The sequence below is a fragment of the Mesorhizobium sp. WSM4809 genome, from assembly GCF_055811655.1.
Genome location: NZ_JBVVQW010000011.1, coordinates 57315 through 78554, shown reverse-complemented (window position 1 = coordinate 78554; position 21240 = coordinate 57315). Strand labels below are relative to the sequence as shown.

Below are 21240 nucleotides of genomic sequence, written 5' to 3'. Positions count from 1 at the left end.
CAGACAAGAGGACCTCCCAATGACCAAGCAAGAAGACAACAAGGCCGTCGTCGTCAGATGGTTCACCGACTTCTGGGGTGAAAGCTGCGACCTGTCCGTCGTCGACGACATCGCGGCACCCGACATGCTGCTGAAATACTCGCTGCACGAGCCGCGCCGCGGCCGCGACGACATCAAGGCCTTCATGAGCGGCTTCCGCGCCGCCTTCCCGGACCTCAACTTCTGGGCCACCGCCGACCTGATTGCCGAAGGCGACTATGTCGTCGGCCAGTGGGAGGGCGGCGGCACGCATACCGGTCCGGCCTTCGGCGACTTCCTCGCCGGTTCGCTGCCGGCCGCCACCAGCCGCACCATGCGCTTCACCGGCACCACGGTGCTGAAGGTGGTCGACGGCAGGATCGTCGAGGAGATCGGCCTCGATGACGGGGTCGCCGCCCTCACCCAGCTCGGTCTGATCAAGGCCGCCTGAGCCGATCAGGCAAAACGATCGTTCGGGCCAGGCGGCGTCAATGCCGCCTGGCCTCATTGCTTACTGGCTCGGCGCCATTGCGTGCTCGCATGACACTTTCGGGTTCATGTCGGCGAACGTACCTGTCGGGTTGCCTTTCCAGGCCCAGACATGCAGTTCGTAGAATTCACCCAGCCCATAGCGGTTGGGGGCGCTGTTGAAGTTGAACAACTGGCCGTCCAACGATGCCGGTCCTTTCGAAGTGATGTACTCGACCGCCACCAGCTTCAGCGCGCCATCGGCCAACGGCTCGTACATCACGGCTTCGGGACGGGCGATGTCGATCTTGTCGTCGTTCAGATACCGGCCGTTGACATAGTGAATGCCCATGGCGCCGCCGGTGATGCCGCTGGCACAGGGAATAGGCGAATAGCCCTCTGATACCGCTGTCTTGACGTCGATGAACCGGCTGTTGGCAGCCCGCACCTTGTCGGCCAGCGGGTTAGAGCCGGAGGCAGCTTCAGCCGGCTCCTGATGCGCCTGCGCAAGGGTAGTCCAGATTGCCAGCATGGTCCCCGCCATAAGAAGTCCGCTGCGAAAGTTTGATGTCATCTTCATTCCATTCTTCTTGAAAAAGCACAGCTGGCCGGCCGCCGAAAATACGGAGGCCCGGCAGGCAAGCGCTGTGGCTGTTGTTGCTTGGATATCCCGAAATCGATGCGACTACCGGGAAGGATCATCCCTTCGGCAGATATGGGATCGTTCCGGCCAGATCGGTGTTGTCAATCATCTGGAAACGGCTGTCGCTGCCGCCCTGACGGGCCGACACGAAGGGCGCGTAGGCAGGGTCGGTGGTGAAGGCGCGCGCCGCCGCTTCCGACGGGAACGCCATCAGCGCGATCAGCGTGGTATCGAGCGGCTTGCCTTCGAGGGTCTTCACATTGCCGCTGCGCGACAGATATCTGCCGCCATGTTTGTGGACGAGGTCGTGCACCGAGGCGGCATAGGCCGGCACCCACTGCGCGTCGTTTATCTTGATGTCTGCGATAACGTAGGCGGTCATGGTAGTCTCCTGGTTGCGGTGCACAGGGGTATCCCGTGCAACCGGCCAAAGGGCTCGCATGGCAAGGCACCCGCCAACCAGTCCGCGATCTGTACCGGGGCAGTACAGTTTCCGTACTGGCCGCTTCATCCAGGAAGGCCTAATATTCGGTCAGGTTTGAGGGAGAGGCACCAATCATGAGCCAGCACGGATACAAACAATTCTGCCCGCTATCGATGGCCGCCGAGGTGCTGTGCACCCGCTGGACGATGGTGCTGATGCGTGAACTGGTGGCCGGCTCGACCCGCTTCAACGACCTGCGCCGCGGCGTTCCCAAAATGTCGCCGACCCTTCTGTCGCAACGGCTGAAGGAACTTGAGATCGCCGGGATCGTCGAGCGCAAGGAAGTGCCGGGCGAAAAAGGAATCTTCGAATATCGGCTGACGGAAGCCGGCCGGGATTTGCGCCCGGTCGTCGAGGCAATGGGCTTCTGGGGGCAGAAATGGGTCGAGTCCCGGCTGTCGCTGAAGAACCTCGATCCGTCGTTGCTGATGTGGGACATGCGGCGCAATCTAAACCCCTCGCCGCTGCCTGAAGGGCGCACGGTGATACAATTCCTGTATCCGGATCTCCCGGCGTCCAAACGGTCGTGGTGGCTGATCGTCGAGAAGCACGGTGAGGTCGATCTGTGCTGGTACGATCCGGGCTTCGATGTCGACCTCTACGTCTCGACCGACCTGCACACGATTACGGCGATCTGGATGGGAGTGCTGACCGTCGAGAAGGCCGGCGCCAGGGTTGCCCTGACTGGTGACCAGGCCATCGGCAGGAAGATGCAGACCTGGCTCGGCCTCAGCCCGTTCGCGGTGGAACCCAAGCGCGCGGCTTAGCAGGGCCGAGGGCGCTTGGCAGGAAACGGGTGGCGAGACCGGCTTTTGACGGCTTCAATGCCGGCCATGTTCATCACCTTGGCGAAAAATCTGAAATCCGAGCCGCTGCAAATCGCCGACGATCCGCGCTGGGCACGAATCGTCGCGCGCGACAAGTCGGCCGACGGCGCATTCTGGTATTCGGTGGCAACGACCGGCGTCTATTGCCGGCCTTCCTGCCCGTCTCGGCGCGCCAATCCGAAAAATGTGCAATTGCACGACACCCTGGACCAGGCACGAGCGACTGGTTTTCGCCCGTGCCGGCGCTGCGACCCGGATGGCCCGTCGCTCGAGGCCGGCAACGCGGCGATGGTCGCCGCTGCCTGCCGCAGGATCGAGCAGAGCCAGGAAGAACCGTCGCTCGCTGAGCTGGCTGATGCCGCCGGCCGCAGCGCCGGTTATTTCCATCGTATCTTCAAGGCGGCCACCGGGCTGACACCGAAGGACTATGCCGCCGCGCACCGCGCCGCCAGGGTTCGTCAGGGCCTGGAAGACGGCGCCAGCGTCACGACGGCGATCTACGATGCCGGCTTCAATTCGAGCGGACGTTTTTATGAGAAATCCACTGGCATGCTCGGCATGACGCCGACGCGCTATCGCGCCGGCGGCGCCGATGAAGAGATCCGCTTCGCCGTCGGCGAGACCTCGCTCGGCGCCATCCTGGTCGCGTCCAGTCAAAAGGGCGTCGCCTCGATCCTGCTCGGCGACGATCCTGATGCACTGGTGCGCGACCTCCAGGATCGTTTCCCCAGGGCACGGCTGATCGGCGGCGACAGCGACTACGAAGCACTGGTCGCCCGCGTCGTCGGTTTCGTCGAGGTTCCGGCGCTCGGTCTCGATTTGCCGCTCGACGTGCGCGGCACCGCCTTCCAGCAGCGTGTCTGGCAGGCTTTACAAGACATCCCCGTCGGCCGCACGGTTTCCTATACCGAGATCGCGCAGCGCATCGGCGCGCCGAAGGCAACCCGCGCCATCGCCGCCGCCTGCGCCGCCAACAGTCTTGCCGTCGCCATTCCCTGCCACCGCGTGATCCGCAGGGATGGCGCCCTGTCCGGCTACGCCTGGGGCGCTGAGCGCAAACGCGCACTGCTCGACCGCGAGGCGGACGGGTCGAACGCACCCGGCAGCGCTTACCGATCCGCGCGGAGATGACGGCCAAGCATGCGCGCGATGGCAAGACCTCATGACAGCGTCACCGATGGGACCGCCCGCACCACCGCCGCCGGCAATCGCGCCGAAGAGGCGAAATCCCAGGTCATGGCCGCCATCGGCGGGCTGGTCGATGAGGGTAGGGCTGAGTGGAACCACACCGCAACCGGCGAGATCGAGCTGCGGCTGCTGAGCGGTGAGGTGTTTGTGCTTAGCGAGATGTCGGTCACACGTGTGGCATGAGCATGCTTGGCCGAAGTGCGAATGATCAAAATCAGCGCTCTACGGCGCCCCCCTCTGTCCTGCCGGACATCTCCCCCACAAGGAGGGAGATTGGCAGTTCCGGCGCCGGCTCTCGTCCTGCAACGTTGGAGATTGGCGAAGGCGGTGATGACAGCCAATCTCCCCACCCGTGGGGGAGATGTCCGGCAGGACAGAGGGGGCGCCGTAGAGCGCTTACCCTGGGCGTCCTTCACCCCCGTACGCGGGCGATTTGAGTTTGAAAGCAAGCATCGGAGTGAGCACCGACCGGCGCACAGCTAGGGTTCGCGCACAGACAAAGGAGTAAACGCAATGAACCTCATGCAAACCCAAATGGCGCCACCGGCGAGCGTCCCCAATGCCTTCGACACCATAAGCTACGCCATCGGTGAATCCGCAATCGGCGACGTCCTGGCAGCGCGCAGCCAGATCGGCGTCTGCGCCATCCTGATCAGCTCGGATGCTGACACACTGGAGCAGGATCTCGCCAACCGCTTCCCCGGCAAGGTACTGGTCGAAGACGAGGCCGCTTTGCGCGACGATCTCGCCGCAATCGCGCGCTTCATCGAAATGCCTGGCGTCGGCCTCGACCTGCCGCTCGACCTGCGCCACGGCACGCCATTCCAGCAGCGTGTTTGGGCCGTGCTGCGCAGCATCCCGTGCGGCGCCACCATCACCTACACCGCGCTCGCCCGGCGTCTCGGCCAGCCGAACGGCGCCCGCGCCGTGGCGACCGCCTGTGCGGCCAACGCGATTGCGCTGGGCATTCCCTGTCACCGTGTTGTCCGCGCCGCCGGCACGCTGTCGGGCTACCGCTGGGGCGTCGAGCGCAAGCGCGCCCTGCTCTACAAGGAGGCTACGATATGAATGCCCATGCCAAAATTGCCGCATCGGTGGTCGAAGCTGCTCAGACACGCATCGCCGGTTACGACTGGCCGGCCCTTGCTGCCGAACTCGACGGCTTCGGCTGCGCGGTGATCGAGAAATTGCTCTCGCCCGAAGAATGCCGGCAGATCGCCGGCCTCTATCCCGAGGAGAAGCATTTCCGCAGCCATATCCATATGGCCAGGCACGGCTTCGGCAAGGGCGAGTACCGCTATTTCCGCTATCCCTTGCCCGACCTCCTGGGTGGCCTGCGCAGCGCGCTCTATCCCAGGCTGGCCGAGGTCGCCAATCGGTGGAACGAGCGCATGGGGCAGGCCATGCGCTATCCCACGACGCATGCCGCGTTTCTCGAGCAGTGCCATGCCGCCGGCCAGACACGGCCGACGCCGCTGCTGCTGCAATATGTGCCTGGCGACTTCAACTGCCTGCACCAGGATCTCTATGGCGATCTCGCCTTTCCGCTGCAGGTGGCGATCCTGCTCTCCGAACCGGGCCGGGATTTCACAGGCGGCGAGTTCGCGCTGACCGAGCAGCGCCCGCGCATGCAGAGCCGAGTCGAAGTGGTGCCGCTGCGGCAGGGCGACGCCGTTGTGTTCGCCGTCCACAACCGGCCGGTGCAGGGCACCAAAGGCAACTACCGCGTCAATCTGCGCCACGGCGTCAGCCGGCTGCGCTCAGGCATGCGCCACACGGTAGGGATTATTTTCCACGATGCCAAGTGAGCAGGGAGAAGATGGAGGTTCCCCTCACCCCGCCGGTGCATAACGGCTGACCACCATGCCGCAGGCATAGGCCTTCGAGCCGAGCAGCCGCAGGTTCCTAAAACCGCCCTGATCAAAAATCCGGCGGCCCGCCCCCAGCACCGCCGGGTTGACGAACAGCTGGAACTCGTCGACCAGCCCGGCCGCGATCAGCGCTGACGCGAAACCGGCGCCGCCGAACACGGCAATGTCGCCACCCTCGCCCGTCTTCAGCGCGTTGACCTCGCGCGGCAGGTCGCCGCTGGCCACACTGGTGCGCTCCCAAGCCGGCTCCCAGGCCGATTGCTCGAGCTTGTCGCTGAGCACCACCTTGCGGGCGTCGACGATGCGCTGCGCAAAGGCGTAGAACGGATCGCGCGGAAACTTCTTCGCCGCATTGCCCCAATGGGTGAGATAGCCCTCCTGTGCCATCTTGCGGCTGAGCAGGATGGTATCGACGCCTGCGAAGACAGCGTTGAAGTCCTGCTTCAGCGCATCGTCCCAGGCGCTCTCGTCACCCCACTCCCAGAGCTGCCAGGAATGGTCCTCGGTGGCGCCGACAAAGCCGTCGACCGATATCTGCATCTGCAGGACCAGCTTTTTCACCGTCATTCTCCTCAGGGCCATCCAAAACAGTTTACATTTGGAACCGTTGACGCAAGGCCAAAACGATGTCAATAGTAAAGTGATTTAAAAATGGAAGCATAGATGTCGACGCGCGAAAAATCCGGCTGCCCGATCAACCTGTCGCTCGAACTGATCGGCGACCGCTGGACGCTGCTCATCATCCGCGACATGGCCTTCGCCGGCAAAAGGCACTTTCGCGAATTCCTGCAATCCGACGAAGGCATCTCCTCGCGCACGCTGGCCGAGCGGCTGCAAACGCTTCAGGAGGAAGGCATCCTCACCAGAAGCGACGACCCGACGCATGGCTTGAAAACGGTCTACCGGCTGACCGAAGCAGGCATCGACCTCTTGCCGGTGCTGGCGACGCTCGGCGCCTGGGGCAGCAAGCACCGCAAGGCCGACGATAAGCTGGCCAGGATTGCCGGCGAATTGGCGGCAGGCGGCGAAGCGGCGCTGGAAAAGATGAAAGCGGCGCTGCGATCGGAGCATATTGTCTAGGCGTTGCGCTGTTTCCCTTCTCCCCCTGTGGGAGAAGGTGGATCGGCGCGCAGCGCCGAGACGGATGAGGGGTGTTCCAGCGGAGTGAGACGCTGGCGTTCCCTGGAACACCCCTCATCCGTCGCCTTCGGCGACACCTTCTCCCACAAGCGGAGAAGGGGGAGCTTTCCACAGCTTGCTTGACAACGATCCACCTTTGTTCTTTATTTGTTCCAATCTATCAGCAACTGCGGATGTGCGGTCGATGGAAACGACAGCCACCATCCTGCATGCCGATCTCGACGCTTTCTACGCCTCGGTCGAGCAGTTGCTCGATCCGTCGCTGCGCGGCAAGCCGATCGCGGTGGGCGGCGGTGTCGTGCTCGCCGCTTCCTACGAGGCCCGCGCCTTCGGCGTGCGCGGCGGCATGCCGGGGCGCAAGGCGCGTGAGCTGTGCCCGCAGCTGATCTTCGTCGGCGGCAATTTCAGCCACTACCAGCGGCTGGGCGACGCGCGATCAAGGTGCTCGACGATTTTACCCCGGTGGTCGAGCGCATCTCCATCGACGAGGCGTTTGCCGACGTCGCCGGCTGCACGCATCTGTTCGGCTCGCCGCAGGAGATCGCAACGACCATCCGCCGCCGCGTGCGGGCCGAACTCGGCCTGCCGATCTCGATCGGCGTAGCACGCACCAAGCATCTGGCCAAGATCGCCTCGCAGGTGGCCAAACCGGATGGGCTGGTGGTGGTCGACCCCGGCAGCGAGCTCGCTTTCCTGCACGACCTGCCGGTCGGGTTGATGTGGGGCGTCGGCCCGGCGACCAGGGCGAGGCTGGCGGAAATCGGCGTCGAGACCATCGGCCAGCTGGCCAGGACGCACAGCGGCGCGCTGACACGGCTGCTCGGTCCCGCCGCCGGCGAAAAGCTCGCCGCCTTGTCATGGAACCGCGACCCGCGAAAGCTCGAAACGCATAGCCGCGCGCATTCGGCCGGCGCCCAATCGGCGCTGGGCCAAAAACCCGCCGTAGCGCGGATCATCGTGCCCACTCTGCTGCATCTGGCCGACCGTGTCGCCAGCCGGCTGCGCGCCAAGGCGCGGCCCGGCCGCACGGTGACGGTACGCGTGCGCTTTGCCGATCTCAGCGCCGTCACGCGCTCGATCACGCTTGACCAGCCGATCTCGGCGACCGCGATGCTGGCCGAGATCGCCGGCGATCTGGTGCGCGGCGTCCTCGCCGACAACCCCCACGAAAGAACGATCTCGCTGCTGGCGATCTCGGTGTCGTATCTTGAGGAAAGCTTCGAGCTGCAGCTCGAACTGCCGCTCGGCCTCGCCGACGAGAAACGCCGGCCGGGCACCCGAAAAGGCCTGGCACGCTTCGACGCCGACCGCGCCATCGACAAGATCCGCGAACGCTTTGGCAAACAGGCGGTCGGCTACGGCACGGTGGCACTGGAAGCGGCGCGCTCCGTGCCCGACGAATTCAGGGAGCTGGCGGAGAGGGAGCTTTGAGGCCAGGGCAAGGCTATGGGCCGGTACGCGAGTAGCGATGGACCCGGACGCCACTAGAGCTTGTCCCGTGCCAGGGCTCGCAGGCTATGCCGTCATGGTCGGCATCGTGAGTCGGCCAATAGCCAGGTTCGCCCCTATGCGCAGAGGCGAGGCCAACGGCACGGGCGGCAGTGCAGTTCGGGAATGCCGCAAGGTGCCTCAGCACCGAGAGAGATGTATCAAACCGAATGCCGATGAAGCCATAGATGATATAGCCCGACAACAGAATGAACGGCGCAAACAAGGCCACCCATCTCAGCCTGCCAAGGCGGCGACGGTGATAGGGTGAAGGCCGTCGCAAGAATGGCAGGAGCATTCCCCGCCAACTCCCCGGTTGGAGTGCCCGAACCAGACTAGCGTCACCCAGGTACAGTAGCAATAACGGTCATCTCCGAACGGTTTCCTGCGTTCAGAGCGCGGCTATTGGATAGCGAAACGCCAGTTCTATGCCTCGCCGTCCCAGTACCGCCTCACCGCTCCCATGTCGAAAATGCCGTCGCACCGGCGCAAGGCGTCGACCGCCATCTTGTTGGAATCGGGATAGACGCAGACCTCGTTGGGATTTTTCTCGCCGATCATCAGATAGCGGCACGGTTCCGTACCGCTGTTGAGGAAGGAATGCCCGACCGCCAGGCCGGCGGGAAAGCAGACATAATCGCCGGCCTTCATCTCGTGACGCTCCTCGCCAAGCAGCAGCGTCACCTGCCCTTCCAGAATCAGCGCGTGCTCCTCTTCGAGCATGTGGTAGTGCCTGGGCGCCAGGCGCGTGCCGGGGGCCGGCGCCTCGATCAGCATGCCGACATGATAGTCTGGTAGTCCCAAAGCCGCATAGGTCAGATGCCTGGACCGGCCGCCGAACCGCGGGCCTTCGCCCTCGACCTTCCATTCGACGGCATCGCTGGCGACAGGCGGGATCGGCACGGCTGGGGGTTTGGTGATACCGGACATCACATCCGACGGCAGCGGATCGCCGGCGGCAAGGCCGGTGTTCTCGCCGTCCCAGTAAGTTCGGGTTGCCGAGAGGTCGAAGATCGCGCGCCTGCCCAGCGCCCGCACCAGGACCTTTTTGGAGGCCGTGTAGACGACCACGTCATTCGGGTTGCGCTCGCCGACGATGACATAGCGGCACGGCGCGTCGCCGGTGTTGATGAGGCAATGCCCCGCCGCGGCACCAGCCGGAAAGCAGATGTAGTCGCCAGTCGTCATGGCATAGGCAGCGTCGCCGACATAAGCGGTCAGCATCCCTTCGAGGATGAAGACATGCTCTTCCTCGAAAATATGGTAATGCGCCGGCGACGTCTGCTTGCCCGGCGGCAGTTCCTCGATCGCCACGCCGACATGGTAATTCTCGCCGAGGGCGGCAAGCGAAAGATGCCGGTAGCGCACACCGAAGCGCGGCACATCGGACCATTCCGTCCATGGCACGCTGTCCGATGCGAATGGCACTGGCGATTTGTCGTCTGCCATCAGGCCTCCTGCTCCTGCCGCCTACCTCGTCGCGACGGAACAAAGCTGCCAGCTTCCGGCATCATCGCCAAGCGGTGTTCGCCACACTCCTGACAGAGCCGGGCAGGAGTCGCTGGCCTTTCGAAACAGTTTCTCAGCCCCTGATCGCCTTGCCCGCCTGCTGCAGCAGCTCGAACGCCGCGAAGCGTTTTGCATGCCAGCCGCCCAGCGTAGCGTCGGGATGATAGACCTCGCCGAGTTCCGACATGCCGGCCATCGCCCGCGTCAGATCCTTGTAGGCACCGGCGGCGACCGCGCCCAGCATCGCCGAGCCGAGCAGCACCGGTTCCGGCGAGGTCGACGCCACCACCACCATGCCTGTGGTATCGGCAAGCAGCTGGCGCACCAGCGGGCTTTGGCCGGCGCCGCCGCTGACCACGATGGTGTCGACGGCAATGCCCTTGTCATGCTCGGCCCGCACGATCTGGCGCGCGCCATAGCCCAGCCCGCAGACCCCGGCGACATAGAGCCCGACCAGGCTGTCGAGGCTGGTGTCGAGATCAAGCCCGGCGATCAGCGCTCGCGCGTCCGGGTCGGCGAAAGGTGCGCGGTTGCCGAGAAACTCCGGCACCACATGGATACCGCCGACCAGCGCCGGCGTCGCTGCGGCCCCGTTGCGGCCTTGCGCCTGCAATGACAGCCAGGCGCTGAGGCTGAGCCCCTCGGCTTGCGCCTTGGCGGTCGCTTCGCCAGCCGCGGGATGCATGCGCACCAGATGGTCGATAGCAGCACCGGCTGCCGACTGGCCGCCCTCGTTCAGCCACAGGCCCGGCACCATGGCCGAGAAATACGGACCCCAGACGCCGTCGACGAAGGCCGGCACCGCGGTCGACGACATGGTGCAGGCCGAGGTGCCGAAAACATAGGCCATGCGCGACAGAACGCTGCCGAACTCGCCGCGCGCACCGACCGTACCGACGCCACCGGCATGCGCATCGATCAGGCCGGCCGCTACCGCGATGCCGGGGACGAGGCCAAGGTCCGCAGCCGCCTGCGCGGTCAGCCCGCTGCCAAGTGCGGCACCCGCCGGCACGATCTGCGTGCCGATGCGCGCGAATGCCTCGTCGGCCAGGCTCCCTAGTCCGATGGTGCGGAAATAGGCCTCGTCCCAGCGGCTTTCATGCGCCAGATAGGTCCATTTGCAAGTCACCGTGCAGACCGAGCGGGCAAGGCTGCCGGTCGCCCGCCAGGTGAGGAAATCGGGGAGGTCCATGAACTGCCAGGCGGCGTTGAACGTGTCGGGCAGGTTTTCGGCCAGCCAAAGGAGTTTCGGCGTTTCCATCTCCGGCGAGATGACGCCGCCGACATAGTTCAGCACCGCCTCGCCGCTGCGGTTGATGCGGCGCGTCTGCTCGACCGCGCGGTGATCCATCCAGACGATGATGTTGCGTTCCGAATTGCCGGATCTGCTCACCGGCAGCGGCACGCCGCCCTCGCCCAGCACCACCAGCGAACAAGTGGCGTCGAACCCGATGCCGGCGATCGCCTCGGGCGCCACGCCCGATTGAGCGACCGCTTCCCGCGTGGCCGCGCACACCGCCCGCCAGATGTCGTTGCTCGACTGCTCGACAATGTCGCCGGCCTCGCGCCAGACCTCGATATCGCGCTTGGCAGAGGCGAGCATGTTTCCAGTGTGGTCGAACACCCCGGCCCGCGCGCTGCCGGTGCCGACGTCGATGCCGAGGAAATTAGGCATGGGGGAAACCTTCGGTTCAGGGCAGTAGGCAGTAGGCAGTAGGCAGTAGGAGATTAGCGAGTTGGGATAGGGAGCAAGAAGCGTTTTCGACAGCAAGGTCGTGCCTTTATCTTCCCCCTACTGCCTACTGCCTATTCCCTATTCCTCACCCACTCACAAATCATTGCTCTGCGGCAAAATCACCAGATCGCGGATCGTCACGTTGCGCGGGCGGGTCAGCATGAACATCACCGCTTCCGCCACTTCGCGCGGCTGCATCAGGCCACCGGCGGCGAGTTCTTCCTCGAGCTTGGCCTTCGGCCAGTCGTCGACCAGCGCCGTCACCACCGGGCCGGGCGCCACCGCACCGACGCGCAGGCCGTGCTTGGCGACCTGCCGGCGCACCGTGTGGACGAAGGCCTGCACGGCGTGCTTGGAGGCCGTGTAGATCGGCTCCCAGACCACCGGAACCAGTCCGGCAATCGAACTGGTGACGATAACGTCGCCCGTCTTGCGCTCGATCATGTGCGGCAGCACCGCCTGGATCGAGCGGAAGCAGGCATTGATGTTGAGGTTGAGCATCCGGTCCCAGGCGTCGGGATCGCCGGTCGCCACCTCGCCGCCGACATAGGCGCCGGCATTGGCATGGAAGATGTCGAGCTGGCCGGCCTTCTCCAGAATCTGCGGCATCATGGTGGCGACGCTGGCCGGCTGCATCAGGTCGATGACCAGCGGGATCGCCTTGGGGCCGAGTTCGGCGCAGAGCTTGTTCAGCGTCGCCTCGGCGCGGTCGACCAGCACCACGGTGGCGCCGGACGCCAGCATGTGCCTGGCGCATTCGAGGCCGATGCCTGATGCCGCGCCGGTGACGGCGGCAACTTTTCCGGACAGTTTTTCGCTCATGTCTTGCTTCCTGTTGATGGGTTCAGGCCCGGCCATGGGAGACACGCGAGCGGCGTGCCAGCGAGTCGACGATGACCGCGATGGCAAGCACGGCGCCGGTGATCATGTACCGAAGCGACGAGGACAGATCGAGCAGCGTCAGGCCGCTGGCGATCGACTGGATGACGATGATGCCGAGCAGCGCCGAATACGCACTGCCGCGACCGCCGAACAGGCTGGTACCGCCTATGACGGCCGCCGCGATGGCGTTGAGGTTGACGTCGCCGGTGCCGGCCTGCTGGCTGGCCGAGGCCAGGCGGGCCGCCGACAGCACGCCGCCGAAAGCGGCCAGCATCGAGCACAGCACGAAGGCGCTCGAATAGATCAGCCGCACATTGATGCCGGCGCGCCTTGCCGCCTCGCGGTTGCCGCCGACCGCCGACATCGAGCGGCCCCATTTGGTCCGCGTCAGCGCGTAATGCATTGATATGACCAGGCCGACGAACAGGCCGAACATCCACGGAATGCCGCGCGCCTGGTTGAGATAGAAGACGATGAGTTCGAGGATGACCGTGATCACGACCGCGCGCGTGACGAGCCCGCCGGTCGACGGCGCCGACAGGTTGGCGGCGCGGCGGCGCGCGACAGTGCGCAGGCCGGTGACCAGCATGACGATACCGGGCACGGCCGCCAGAGCGAACGAGACGAACTTCGGCATCATCAGCAGCTGGCCGAAATTCACCAGGTTCGAGCCGTAGGGCAGATTGATCGAGCCGGTCGAGCCGAGAATGTAGAGCTGCAGGCCAAGCACCGCCAGCAGACCGGCCAGCGTCGAGACGAAGCTCGGCATGCCCAGCCGGTTGAACAGCAGCGCGTAGAGTGCGCCGATAAAGCCGCCGACGGCGACAGCGGCCAGAATGGCGAGCGCCACCGGCCAGCCCTGGTTGACCCACAGCGTACCGACCATAGCCGAGGCAAAGCCGCTGATCGAACCGACAGACAGGTCGATTTCGCCGACCATCAAAACGCAGACGATGCCGAGCGCGATGACTCCCACGGTGGAGCAATCGAACAGCAGATTGACCAGATTGCTTGATGACAAGAAGATCGGGTTGATGCTGGCAAACACCGTCCAGATGATGACCAGCCCGACGATGACCGGCAGCGAGCCGAGATCGCCTGAGCGGACCCGGTCGAAGAACCTGCGGATGGCGCCGCCGATCCCCGCCTCGTGCTTGACGCGCACATCGGCGCGGTCGAGCTGCGGCGGCACGGGGGCGGCCTGTTCGGCTTCGCGGCTCATGGGCGTGGCTCCTGGGTTTGGTCTTGCCTGGCCTGTCTCCGCTCGGCGCGCCGCGATACCGAATTGTTCGACGCGCCGGTGATGGCGCTGACCAGTTCCTGGTTCGAGGCATCGGGGGTGAAGATGCCGTTGTTGCGGCCAAGCCGCAGCACGACGATGCGGTCGGCGACGGCGCGCACGTCTTCCATATTGTGGCTGATGATGACGACGCCGAGGCCGCGGTCGCGCACGCGCTCGATCAGGTTGAGCACTTCCGCCGTCTGCGCCACGCCGAGCGCCGCCGTCGGCTCGTCGAGCAGGATGAGCTTGGGTTCGAGCAGCAGCGAGCGGGCGATCGCCACCGTCTGGCGTTGGCCGCCCGACAACGAAGCGACCACTTCGCGCACGCTTGGGATACGCGCCGATAGCTCGTTGAGCAGCGTCCAGGCGCGCACTTCCATCGCCACCTCGTCCAGCCGCAGCGGGTTGAGCTCACGGCCGAGAAAGATGTTGGCGACGATGTCGAGGTTCTCGCACAGCGCCAGATCCTGGAACACGGTGGCTATGCCGAGCGTCAGCGCCGCACTCGGATCTGCAAGCGTCACCTGTTGGCCGCGATAATTGATGGTGCCCGAACTCGGCTGATGCACGCCGGCCAGGATCTTGACCAGGGTCGACTTGCCGGCGCCATTGTCGCCGACCAGCGCCACCACCTCGCCAGCATGGACATCGAGATCGATGTCGGTGAGCGCCGAAACGGCGCCGAAATTCTTCGAAACGCCGCGCAGGCTGAGCACCAGCTCGCCTGCCGGAACCGGTTCGTCCGGGGTATCGATCATGCCAGGAAGCCTTTCAAAACCGGTTCAAATGTCGGATGAGCGCTGCCTGGCCACCGCACGGTGGCCAGGCAGCGGAGCGGGCAAGGGTCGCGGTCAGTTCCCGATGCCCAGCTTCTTGCAGCCTTCCGCGTAACGATCGACGCAGAGTTCGGCCGCGGTGTTGATCTTCTTGTCGATGATCTCGGCCTTCAGGTTTTCCTGCGTCACCACGGCCGGCGTGAACAGCTGCGAGGGCGTGTCGTACAGCGTCATCTCGGCCTTCGGCGTCTCGCCCGAAAGCAGCTTGATGGCGATGTTGGCGGCGGCCGCCGCCACGATCTCGCTCGGCTTGGAGATGGTGTTGTACTGGTCGCCGGCGATGATCAGCTGCAGTGCCGCGATCGTCGCGTCATTGCCGGTCACCGGCGGCACCGGATCGACGCCGGCCGCCTTGAAGGCCGCGATGGCGCCGCCGCCGGTGCCGTCATTGGCCGCAACCACGCCGAGGATTTTTGGTCCGAAGCGGGTGATCTGGCCGCCGGCCCATTGCTGCGCCTTCGGCGGCGCCCATTCCGGCGTGTCGTATTCGGCCAGGATCTTGTAGCCACTGTTGTCGAGGCCGGCATGGATGCCCTTCTTGATCAGGCCGGCCGCCGCGTCGGTCGGCGAGCCGTTGATCTGCAGCACACCGCCGCTGGCCGGATCGACCTTCAGCGCCTTCAGGTGCTCGACCAGCGAGTCGGCGATGGCCTTGCCGATGCCTTCATTGTTGAACGACACATAGAAATCGGCCGGCGCTGTCGGGATCGGCCGGTCATAGGCGATGACCTTGATGCCCTGGCTCTGCGCCAGCTTGACCAGCGAGGCGGCGGCGGTCGAGTCGACCGGGTCGAGCACGATCGCCTTGGCGCCCTGCGAGATCACCGAGTTGAACTGCTGCTGCTGGCGCGAGGCGTCGGCATCGGCGTTCTGGTAGAGCACCTTGCAGCCCGGGCACAGCTTCTTCATCTCGGCGGCGAAGCCGGGATAATCATGCTGCTCGTAGCGGGTCGAGGCCTGGTCGGGCATCAGGAAGGCCACGGTGGCGTCGGTGACTTCGGCGGCCATGGCGGTGCCAGCCAGCAGCGACAGCGCAAGGGCTGCCATGCCGGCGGACTTGCCAGCGGACTTCAATGAAGATGAAAGTTTGGTCATTCGGTCTTCTCCGTTTCTGGATATGGTTGTAAGAAGGTCGTTGACTGCTTTGGTGTGGAGACACGCCTCCGCCCTCGCCCCAAACTGCAATTGGGAATTAGGGTCCGGCGCCGGCCTTTCGAGTCCGCGCCTACATCCTCCGCTAAGCGGAGGAAATTTGAGACAAGTGTGCTCCATCGCGAACCGCTCCACGCGGCTCACGTCGTCATGCAAAAGAAAAATTCCTCCCTTGGTTCCTCCCTGGCTCCTCCGTTAAGCGGCTTTTCCCGCGTTGATGTTGTCGGCCAGCAGGCGCCTGAAGCGCGAGGGCGGCATGCCCTTCTCCGCCAGGAACTGCCGGTTGAAATTGGACAGATTGTTGAAGCCGACCTCGTAGCAAATGTCGGTGATCGAGGCCTGCTCGTCGCTCATCAGGATCTGGCAGGCGAGGTTGATGCGCAGCCGCTTCACATACTGCACCAGCGACATGCCCGTGTGACGGCGAAACGAGCGCGAGAACGCACCGGTCGACTGGCCGGCGATGGCGGCGAGATCCGCCTCGTCGAACAACTGCGTCAGGTTCTCCCTGATATAGGCGAGCGCCTTGTTCATGCCGGCGGTCATGTAGCCGGAGGGATCGGGCCGGTAGCTGGCGCTGGCCAAAAGCTGGAATTCCTGGGCGCGGCTGAGCAGGCCGGCGATCATCATGAACAGTTCGATGCGGCGCACGCCTTGCGCCTGCATCATCTCTTCCATCAGCGGCGCCAGCGCCTTGCTGGTGCGGCTGGAAAACAGCACGCCGCGCCGCGACGCCTCGAGCAGAGCCGCAAGTCCCGCCAACTCCGGCAGCACATGCATGGCATCGCCGATGAAACTTTCGGAAAACTGAATGATGCGGCCGCGCAGCGGGATCGAACTGTCCCTAGGGATATCGCTGACCCAATTGTGCGGCAGGTTCGGTCCGGTCAGCACCAGATTGCCCGGCTCGAACTCGCCGATGAAGTCGCCGACGAAATAGCGGCCGTTGGTGAAGATCACCTGATGCAGTTCATATTCGGGATGGAAGTGCCAGCGCACCGTGTGGAAGGGGTAGCCGTGCGACCACGCCTTGAAGGACTCACCGCGTCGTATCTGGACAACTTCCAGGTCCGGTTCCATGTCCGTTTCCTCCCGGGCCGGCACGGATATCTGCCGCGTTCGGCCTAATTCCCTAACCCGGCCGAATTGGTTTCGGCTCTGCATTTCAAGAGCCAAGGTACCGGCTCATGACAACAGGCGCCACCACGATTCAAGACAACGGATGATACTTTTTTAACCGGGAGGCGGCGCTCAGAAGCGCTATTCGGGCAGAACAGGTCAGTCTTGCTGACGCGTTCGCTCAATTGACCAACGAGGATGCCGCCCGCCCGGAAAGGAATTCCGGCGTCTCCGTGGTCGCCTGGCCTATCGCAAGAACAGCGTGTTCAGGCGCTGTTGCAGCGCCGTCATCGTCAGTTCACCTCGTGCGCAGCGCACCACCGGCCGCCGTCGCGAGCGGCGAAACCATCTCCGGCACCAATATGTCGTGGCGGCGCGCGAAGCTGACCAGCGTGGCCCGCACCGTCTCCGAATCAATCTCGCCGACGATGCCCGCCTTGCAAGCGTTGAGTGCGACGGCATGGGCGCCGTTGCGGCCGGCGCTCGGCCAGTCCTGCAGCAGTGCGTAAGCTTCCATCACGCTGTCGATCTTCCTCGGAAAGCCCATTCCGACCAGAAGGGTGACCGGTTCCTCAAATTGCCCGCGATTCATGGCTTGTGCCTCCTCTCGATTGTGCCTGTAGCGGGCCGAGCACCGGGAGCGCGGCCCGCCGCGGATAGGTGAATGGACTGGCCGATTCCCGTTCAACCGCTGCCGGCGGATACCTCGGATGTTGCCGACACTTGCTGCGCGGCAAGGAACATCAGTGCCGACGCCGCGGTTCGCCGGTTCCAGCCGGCAGCTTCAGCCATGTCGAGCAGCCCTGCCAGCAGCGGCTTCAGCACGTTCCTGCATTCTGTTTCATAGGCCAGGAATTCCTTCGCTTGGTGCGTAGGAGCCGGTACGGATCCGAGGCCAGCCATTGCATCCATCTTTACCTCCACTTTCTCTTCGGATGACGCCCGCTCCCCGCCAGGGAAGCGGGCGGATTGGCCGTGACCTCAGAAGTCCATACTGGCGCCGGCGGGCATTGCCGGGGCGGCGGCTTCCTTCTTCGGCTTCTCGGCCACCATCGCCTCCGTGGTCACCAGCAGGCCGGCGACCGATGCCGCGTCCTGGAGAGCGGTGCGCACCACCTTGGCCGGGTCGATGACGCCCTGGCCGTAGAGATCGCCGAATTCGTTGGTCTGGGCGTTCCAGCCCCAGCCGAATTCGCTTTTCTCGCGCAGCTTGCCGACGATGATCGAGCCTTCGGCGCCGGCATTCTCGGCGATCTGCCGGACCGGCGTTTCGATGGCACGGCGCACGATATCGACGCCAGTCTTCTGGTCCGCATTGTCGGTCTGCACGGCATCGAGCGCCTTGGCTGCCCGCAGCAGCGCGACACCGCCGCCAGGCAGCACGCCCTCCTCGACGGCCGCGCGGGTCGCATGCAGCGCATCGTCGACGCGGTCCTTACGCTCCTTGACCTCGACCTCGGTCGAGCCGCCGACCCGGATCACCGCAACGCCGCCGGCGAGTTTGGCCAGCCGCTCCTGCAACTTCTCGCGGTCGTAGTCGGAGGTGGTCTCCTCGATCTGCGCCTTGATCTGCGCGACACGGCCCTGGATCTCTTCCTTGCGGCCGACACCGTCGACGATGGTGGTGTTTTCCTTCTCGATCACCACTTTCTTGGCGCGGCCCAGCATCTGCAGCGTCACATTTTCCAGCTTGATGCCGAGATCTTCCGAGATCGCGGTGCCGCCGGTGAGAATGGCGATGTCTTCCAGCATGGCCTTGCGGCGGTCGCCGAAGCCCGGCGCCTTGACGGCCGCGACCTTGAGGCCGCCGCGCAGCTTGTTGACGACCAGCGTCGCCAGCGCCTCGCCTTCCACATCCTCGGCGATGATCAAGAGCGGCTTGCCCGACTGCACCACGGCTTCAAGCACGGGCAGCATCGCTTGCAGGTTGGAGAGCTTCTTCTCGTGGATCAGCACATAAGGCTCATCGAGTTCGACGCGCATCTTGTCCTGGTTGGTGATGAAATAGGGCGAGAGATAGCCGCGGTCGAACTGCATGCCTTCCACGACTTCGAGTTCGGTCTCGGCGGTCTTGGCCTCCTCCACCGTGATGACACCTTCATTGCCGACCTTCTCCATTGCCTCGGCGAGGAAACGGCCGATCTCGGCATCGCCATTGGCGGAGATGGTGCCTACCTGCGCGATCTCGTCGTTTCGGGTGACCTTGCGGGCATTGGTCTTCAGTTCGGCGACCACCGCATCGACCGCCTTGTCGATGCCGCGCTTCAAATCCATCGGGTTCATGCCCGAGGCAACCGCCTTGGCCCCTTCCCTGACGATCGCCTGTGCAAGCACCGTTGCGGTCGTCGTGCCGTCGCCGGCAAGGTCGTTGGTCTTGGAAGCCACTTCGCGCACCATCTGGGCGCCCATATTCTCGAACTTGTCTTCAAGCTCGATTTCCTTGGCCACGGTGACGCCGTCCTTGGTGATGCGCGGAGCGCCGAACGACTTGTCGATGACGACATTGCGCCCCTTGGGACCGAGCGTCACCTTCACCGCATTGGCAAGGATATCGACGCCGCGCAGCATCTTCTCGCGCGCTTCGGTATGGAATTTCACTTCTTTGGCAGCCATTGGATCACTCCTTTATCTAGGCAGCATTCGTTGACTGGATGTATACGAAGAAGCCGTCAGGCGGCCTTCTTCACTTCGGCGATCTTATCGATGACACCCATCACGTCGCTTTCCTTCATGATGAGCAGATCCTCGCCGTCGAGTTTGATTTCGGTGCCGGACCATTTGCCGAACAGGATGCGGTCGCCGACCTTGACATCGAGTTCGACAAGCTTGCCGCTGTCGTCGCGCGGGCCGGGACCGACGGCGAGCACTTCACCTTCCTGCGGTTTTTCCTTTGCGGTATCGGGGATGATGATGCCGCCGGAGGTCTTCTCCTCGGCTTCAAGGCGGCGGACCAGAATACGGTCATGCAATGGACGGAACGCCATGTCGTTCTCCTCGTGGACAAACAGGTTTTTGAGGTTCCTCCGCACCGAACCGGCAATATCGGACCGGTGCGGAACGCCGCGACCCTTCGTCAGGCATCGCGGCGTATATCGAGCTAGTTTTGCCGTTTTTCGGTTTCAAGAGACCGGCGAAAAAATTTTTCCATTCGACCAGAAAGGGCGCCAACGCACTGTTATGGCGCGGCTATTTTCGGAACCCCCGAGCTTCTCGCGACGTTGTTTGAAGAGGAACCGATCGTCCCGGCATGGCATCGGGCGAGTTCAATACGAACGTCGCGGGCTGGAGGCCTGAACGGAGAGAGAAGGAGAAAGACATGGCCGATACGGTCAGCAGCGAATTCCGCCTGCAAATGGAAGGTTATGGCCTGACGACGGCCGAAATCCACTATCACCTGCCCGATCATCCGAGCCTGCTTCAGCTCTATGTCTGGCAGGACTATGATCTCGCTCCGGCCTTTCCCGAACTCAAGGGCTTTCTCCAATATTGGGAGCGCGAACTCGACGGTCCGCTGCACTCGGTCCGCGTTGCTCATCACCGGCTCATCCAGCCTTCGGAATGGCGGGCCGTCGAGGGCATCATCACGGTCCACTAGAGGTCTTTGGGACGGACTCCGCTCCTGCTTCGCCCCCGGAGCGACAACGTTGGGAGCGACGACGTTGGAGCAGGCTCTTGCCGGTCCCACGCAGCGCCAACAATCTCCGCTCCAAGATTTCCAATTTCCATGTTGTAAAACGATCCTGCCGCGCTAGCCTGAAACCAGATGCGAGGCGGGGAAGAGGAATGGAGCTTCAGCTCAACGGCAAGGTGGCGCTGGTCACCGGCTCGACGCAAGGCATCGGCCGCGCCATCGCCGAGACGCTGGCGCGCTGCGGCGCCGGCGGCCTGCTCGTCACCGGGCGCGAGAAGACCCGCGGCGATGCCGTGGCGGAAGAGCTTTCGCGGCTCGGCACGCCGACGGTCTTCGTCGCCGCGGACCTCGCCGACCCGGCGGCCCCTGCCCTCTTGGCGGAAGCCTGCGTCGAGCGCTTCGGCCGCATCGATGCGCTGGTCAACGCCGCAGGGCTGACCAACCGGGCCTCGTTCCTCGACGCCGATCTCTACGGCTGGGCCTCGCTGTTTGCGGTCAACGCGCGGGCGCCGTTCTTCCTCATGCAGGCGGCCATCGCCGAGATGAAGAAGCGTGGCCAGGGCGGCGCCATCGTCAACATCCTGTCGATCAACGCCCATTGCGGCTCGCCGGAACTCGCCGTCTATTCCGCCAGCAAGGGCGCGCTGGCCACGCTTACCAAAAACGCCGCCAATGCCCATCGCTTCGATCGCATCCGCGTCAACGGCATCAATGTCGGCTGGACCGACACGCCGGCCGAACGTGTCATGCAGGCCGACACGTTGGGCAACGGGCCGGGCTGGCTCGATGCCGCCAACGCCTCGCAACCCTTCGGCCGCCTGTTCTCGACGAGCGACATCGCCAACCTCGCCGTCTTCCTGCTTTCGGATGCTGCCGGGCCGATAACCGGCACGCTCGTCGACCAGGAACAGTGGGTGATCGGGGCGAATCGGTGAGCGCCATCGAAACGCATGCGCCCTGCATGACG

The 21240-nt window shown here is 64.3% G+C and carries 24 protein-coding genes and 1 pseudogene; 10 read left to right on the top strand and 15 right to left on the bottom strand.

The window, feature by feature from the left end; genetic code table 11:
• The first annotated feature begins 19 nt into the window (after positions 1–19).
• Entirely contained in the window at positions 20–469 is a 450-nt protein-coding gene (locus AC0L24_RS23800) for an ester cyclase (protein WP_127396995.1), read from the top strand.
• A 60-nt stretch (positions 470–529) separates the two neighbouring features.
• Here the strand turns inward: AC0L24_RS23800 and AC0L24_RS23795 are convergent, their stop codons facing one another.
• The gene (locus AC0L24_RS23795; protein WP_174800315.1) at positions 530–1066 is read right to left on the bottom strand and encodes a hypothetical protein; all 537 of its coding nucleotides are present in this window, start codon (positions 1064–1066) and stop codon (positions 530–532) included.
• Positions 1067–1184: 118 nt separating this feature from the next.
• Complete coding sequence (locus AC0L24_RS23790) at positions 1185–1511, bottom strand: DUF1330 domain-containing protein (RefSeq protein WP_127809835.1); 327 nt, start codon at positions 1509–1511, stop codon at positions 1185–1187.
• A 176-nt stretch (positions 1512–1687) separates the two neighbouring features.
• Between AC0L24_RS23790 and AC0L24_RS23785 the strand changes: the two genes are divergently transcribed.
• The 5 genes from AC0L24_RS23785 (at position 1688) to AC0L24_RS23765 (ending at position 5436) form a co-directional block, all read left to right on the top strand.
• Positions 1688–2380 carry a winged helix-turn-helix transcriptional regulator gene (locus AC0L24_RS23785; RefSeq protein WP_127396730.1) on the top strand — a complete coding sequence of 231 codons (693 nt, stop codon included), beginning with the start codon at positions 1688–1690 and terminating at the stop codon, positions 2378–2380.
• Positions 2381–2446: 66 nt separating this feature from the next.
• Complete coding sequence (gene ada, locus AC0L24_RS23780) at positions 2447–3571, top strand: bifunctional DNA-binding transcriptional regulator/O6-methylguanine-DNA methyltransferase Ada (RefSeq protein ID WP_127396733.1); 1125 nt, start codon at positions 2447–2449, stop codon at positions 3569–3571.
• An 18-nt stretch (positions 3572–3589) separates the two neighbouring features.
• Positions 3590–3811: a hypothetical protein gene (locus tag AC0L24_RS23775; protein ID WP_245482700.1), complete on the top strand. Its 222-nt coding sequence runs from the start codon at positions 3590–3592 to the stop codon at positions 3809–3811.
• Between the two features lie 330 nt (positions 3812–4141).
• Positions 4142–4696, top strand: a complete 555-nt coding sequence (locus AC0L24_RS23770) for a methylated-DNA--[protein]-cysteine S-methyltransferase (RefSeq protein WP_127396728.1) — start codon at positions 4142–4144, stop codon at positions 4694–4696.
• Positions 4693–5436, top strand: a complete 744-nt coding sequence (locus AC0L24_RS23765; protein ID WP_292635986.1) for a 2OG-Fe(II) oxygenase — start codon at positions 4693–4695, stop codon at positions 5434–5436. Before AC0L24_RS23770 ends, AC0L24_RS23765 begins: the two co-directional genes overlap by 4 nt.
• Before the next feature lie 24 nt (positions 5437–5460).
• Here the strand turns inward: AC0L24_RS23765 and AC0L24_RS23760 are convergent, their stop codons facing one another.
• Complete coding sequence (locus AC0L24_RS23760; RefSeq protein ID WP_127383442.1) at positions 5461–6060, bottom strand: dihydrofolate reductase family protein; 600 nt, start codon at positions 6058–6060, stop codon at positions 5461–5463.
• A gap of 102 nt (positions 6061–6162) precedes the next feature.
• Here AC0L24_RS23760 and AC0L24_RS23755 point away from each other — a divergent pair, with 102 nt between their 5' ends.
• Positions 6163–6579 carry a winged helix-turn-helix transcriptional regulator gene (locus tag AC0L24_RS23755; RefSeq protein WP_127396726.1) on the top strand — a complete coding sequence of 139 codons (417 nt, stop codon included), beginning with the start codon at positions 6163–6165 and terminating at the stop codon, positions 6577–6579.
• 244 nt (positions 6580–6823) lie between these two features.
• Positions 6824–8070 (top strand): annotated as a pseudogene (dinB, locus tag AC0L24_RS23750) (DNA polymerase IV).
• Between the two features lie 13 nt (positions 8071–8083).
• Here the strand turns inward: dinB and AC0L24_RS23745 are convergent.
• The 12 genes from AC0L24_RS23745 to AC0L24_RS23690 form a co-directional block, all read right to left on the bottom strand.
• Positions 8084–8425, bottom strand: a complete 342-nt coding sequence (locus tag AC0L24_RS23745; RefSeq protein WP_127320209.1) for an excalibur calcium-binding domain-containing protein — start codon at positions 8423–8425, stop codon at positions 8084–8086.
• Positions 8426–8553: 128 nt separating this feature from the next.
• Positions 8554–9576 carry a cupin domain-containing protein gene (locus AC0L24_RS23740; protein WP_473564190.1) on the bottom strand — a complete coding sequence of 341 codons (1023 nt, stop codon included), beginning with the start codon at positions 9574–9576 and terminating at the stop codon, positions 8554–8556.
• A gap of 133 nt (positions 9577–9709) precedes the next feature.
• Positions 9710–11311: an FGGY-family carbohydrate kinase gene (locus AC0L24_RS23735; RefSeq protein ID WP_473564189.1), complete on the bottom strand. Its 1602-nt coding sequence runs from the start codon at positions 11309–11311 to the stop codon at positions 9710–9712.
• Between the two features lie 153 nt (positions 11312–11464).
• A complete protein-coding gene (locus AC0L24_RS23730) occupies positions 11465–12193 on the bottom strand; it encodes an SDR family oxidoreductase (RefSeq protein WP_127399316.1) in 729 nt (242 codons plus the stop codon).
• Positions 12194–12215: 22 nt separating this feature from the next.
• Positions 12216–13475: a sugar ABC transporter permease gene (locus tag AC0L24_RS23725; protein WP_127809826.1), complete on the bottom strand. Its 1260-nt coding sequence runs from the start codon at positions 13473–13475 to the stop codon at positions 12216–12218.
• Entirely contained in the window at positions 13472–14293 is an 822-nt protein-coding gene (locus AC0L24_RS23720) for an ATP-binding cassette domain-containing protein (RefSeq protein ID WP_128362884.1), read from the bottom strand. The genes AC0L24_RS23725 and AC0L24_RS23720 overlap by 4 nt, the downstream gene beginning before the upstream one ends.
• Before the next feature lie 93 nt (positions 14294–14386).
• Positions 14387–15466, bottom strand: coding sequence for an ABC transporter substrate-binding protein (locus AC0L24_RS23715; protein WP_127809824.1), 1080 nt, complete (start codon positions 15464–15466; stop codon positions 14387–14389).
• A gap of 252 nt (positions 15467–15718) precedes the next feature.
• The gene (locus tag AC0L24_RS23710; RefSeq protein WP_127320456.1) at positions 15719–16603 is read right to left on the bottom strand and encodes an AraC family transcriptional regulator; all 885 of its coding nucleotides are present in this window, start codon (positions 16601–16603) and stop codon (positions 15719–15721) included.
• Positions 16604–16940: 337 nt separating this feature from the next.
• Positions 16941–17234 carry a DUF982 domain-containing protein gene (locus AC0L24_RS23705; protein ID WP_127809823.1) on the bottom strand — a complete coding sequence of 98 codons (294 nt, stop codon included), beginning with the start codon at positions 17232–17234 and terminating at the stop codon, positions 16941–16943.
• A 92-nt stretch (positions 17235–17326) separates the two neighbouring features.
• Positions 17327–17554 (bottom strand): hypothetical protein, encoded by a 228-nt coding sequence (locus tag AC0L24_RS23700; RefSeq protein ID WP_013530720.1) that lies wholly within the window; start codon positions 17552–17554, stop codon positions 17327–17329.
• Positions 17555–17623: 69 nt separating this feature from the next.
• Positions 17624–19255: a chaperonin GroEL gene (groL, locus tag AC0L24_RS23695; RefSeq protein WP_127809822.1), complete on the bottom strand. Its 1632-nt coding sequence runs from the start codon at positions 19253–19255 to the stop codon at positions 17624–17626.
• Positions 19256–19311: 56 nt separating this feature from the next.
• Positions 19312–19626 carry a co-chaperone GroES gene (locus AC0L24_RS23690; RefSeq protein ID WP_127809821.1) on the bottom strand — a complete coding sequence of 105 codons (315 nt, stop codon included), beginning with the start codon at positions 19624–19626 and terminating at the stop codon, positions 19312–19314.
• A 332-nt stretch (positions 19627–19958) separates the two neighbouring features.
• On the opposite strand from AC0L24_RS23690, the gene AC0L24_RS23685 reads away from it, so the two are divergent.
• Both AC0L24_RS23685 and AC0L24_RS23680 read left to right on the top strand, forming a co-directional pair.
• Complete coding sequence (locus AC0L24_RS23685; protein WP_127809820.1) at positions 19959–20237, top strand: usg protein; 279 nt, start codon at positions 19959–19961, stop codon at positions 20235–20237.
• A 188-nt stretch (positions 20238–20425) separates the two neighbouring features.
• Positions 20426–21208 carry an SDR family oxidoreductase gene (locus AC0L24_RS23680; protein ID WP_127809819.1) on the top strand — a complete coding sequence of 261 codons (783 nt, stop codon included), beginning with the start codon at positions 20426–20428 and terminating at the stop codon, positions 21206–21208.
• Positions 21209–21240 lie beyond the last annotated feature (32 nt).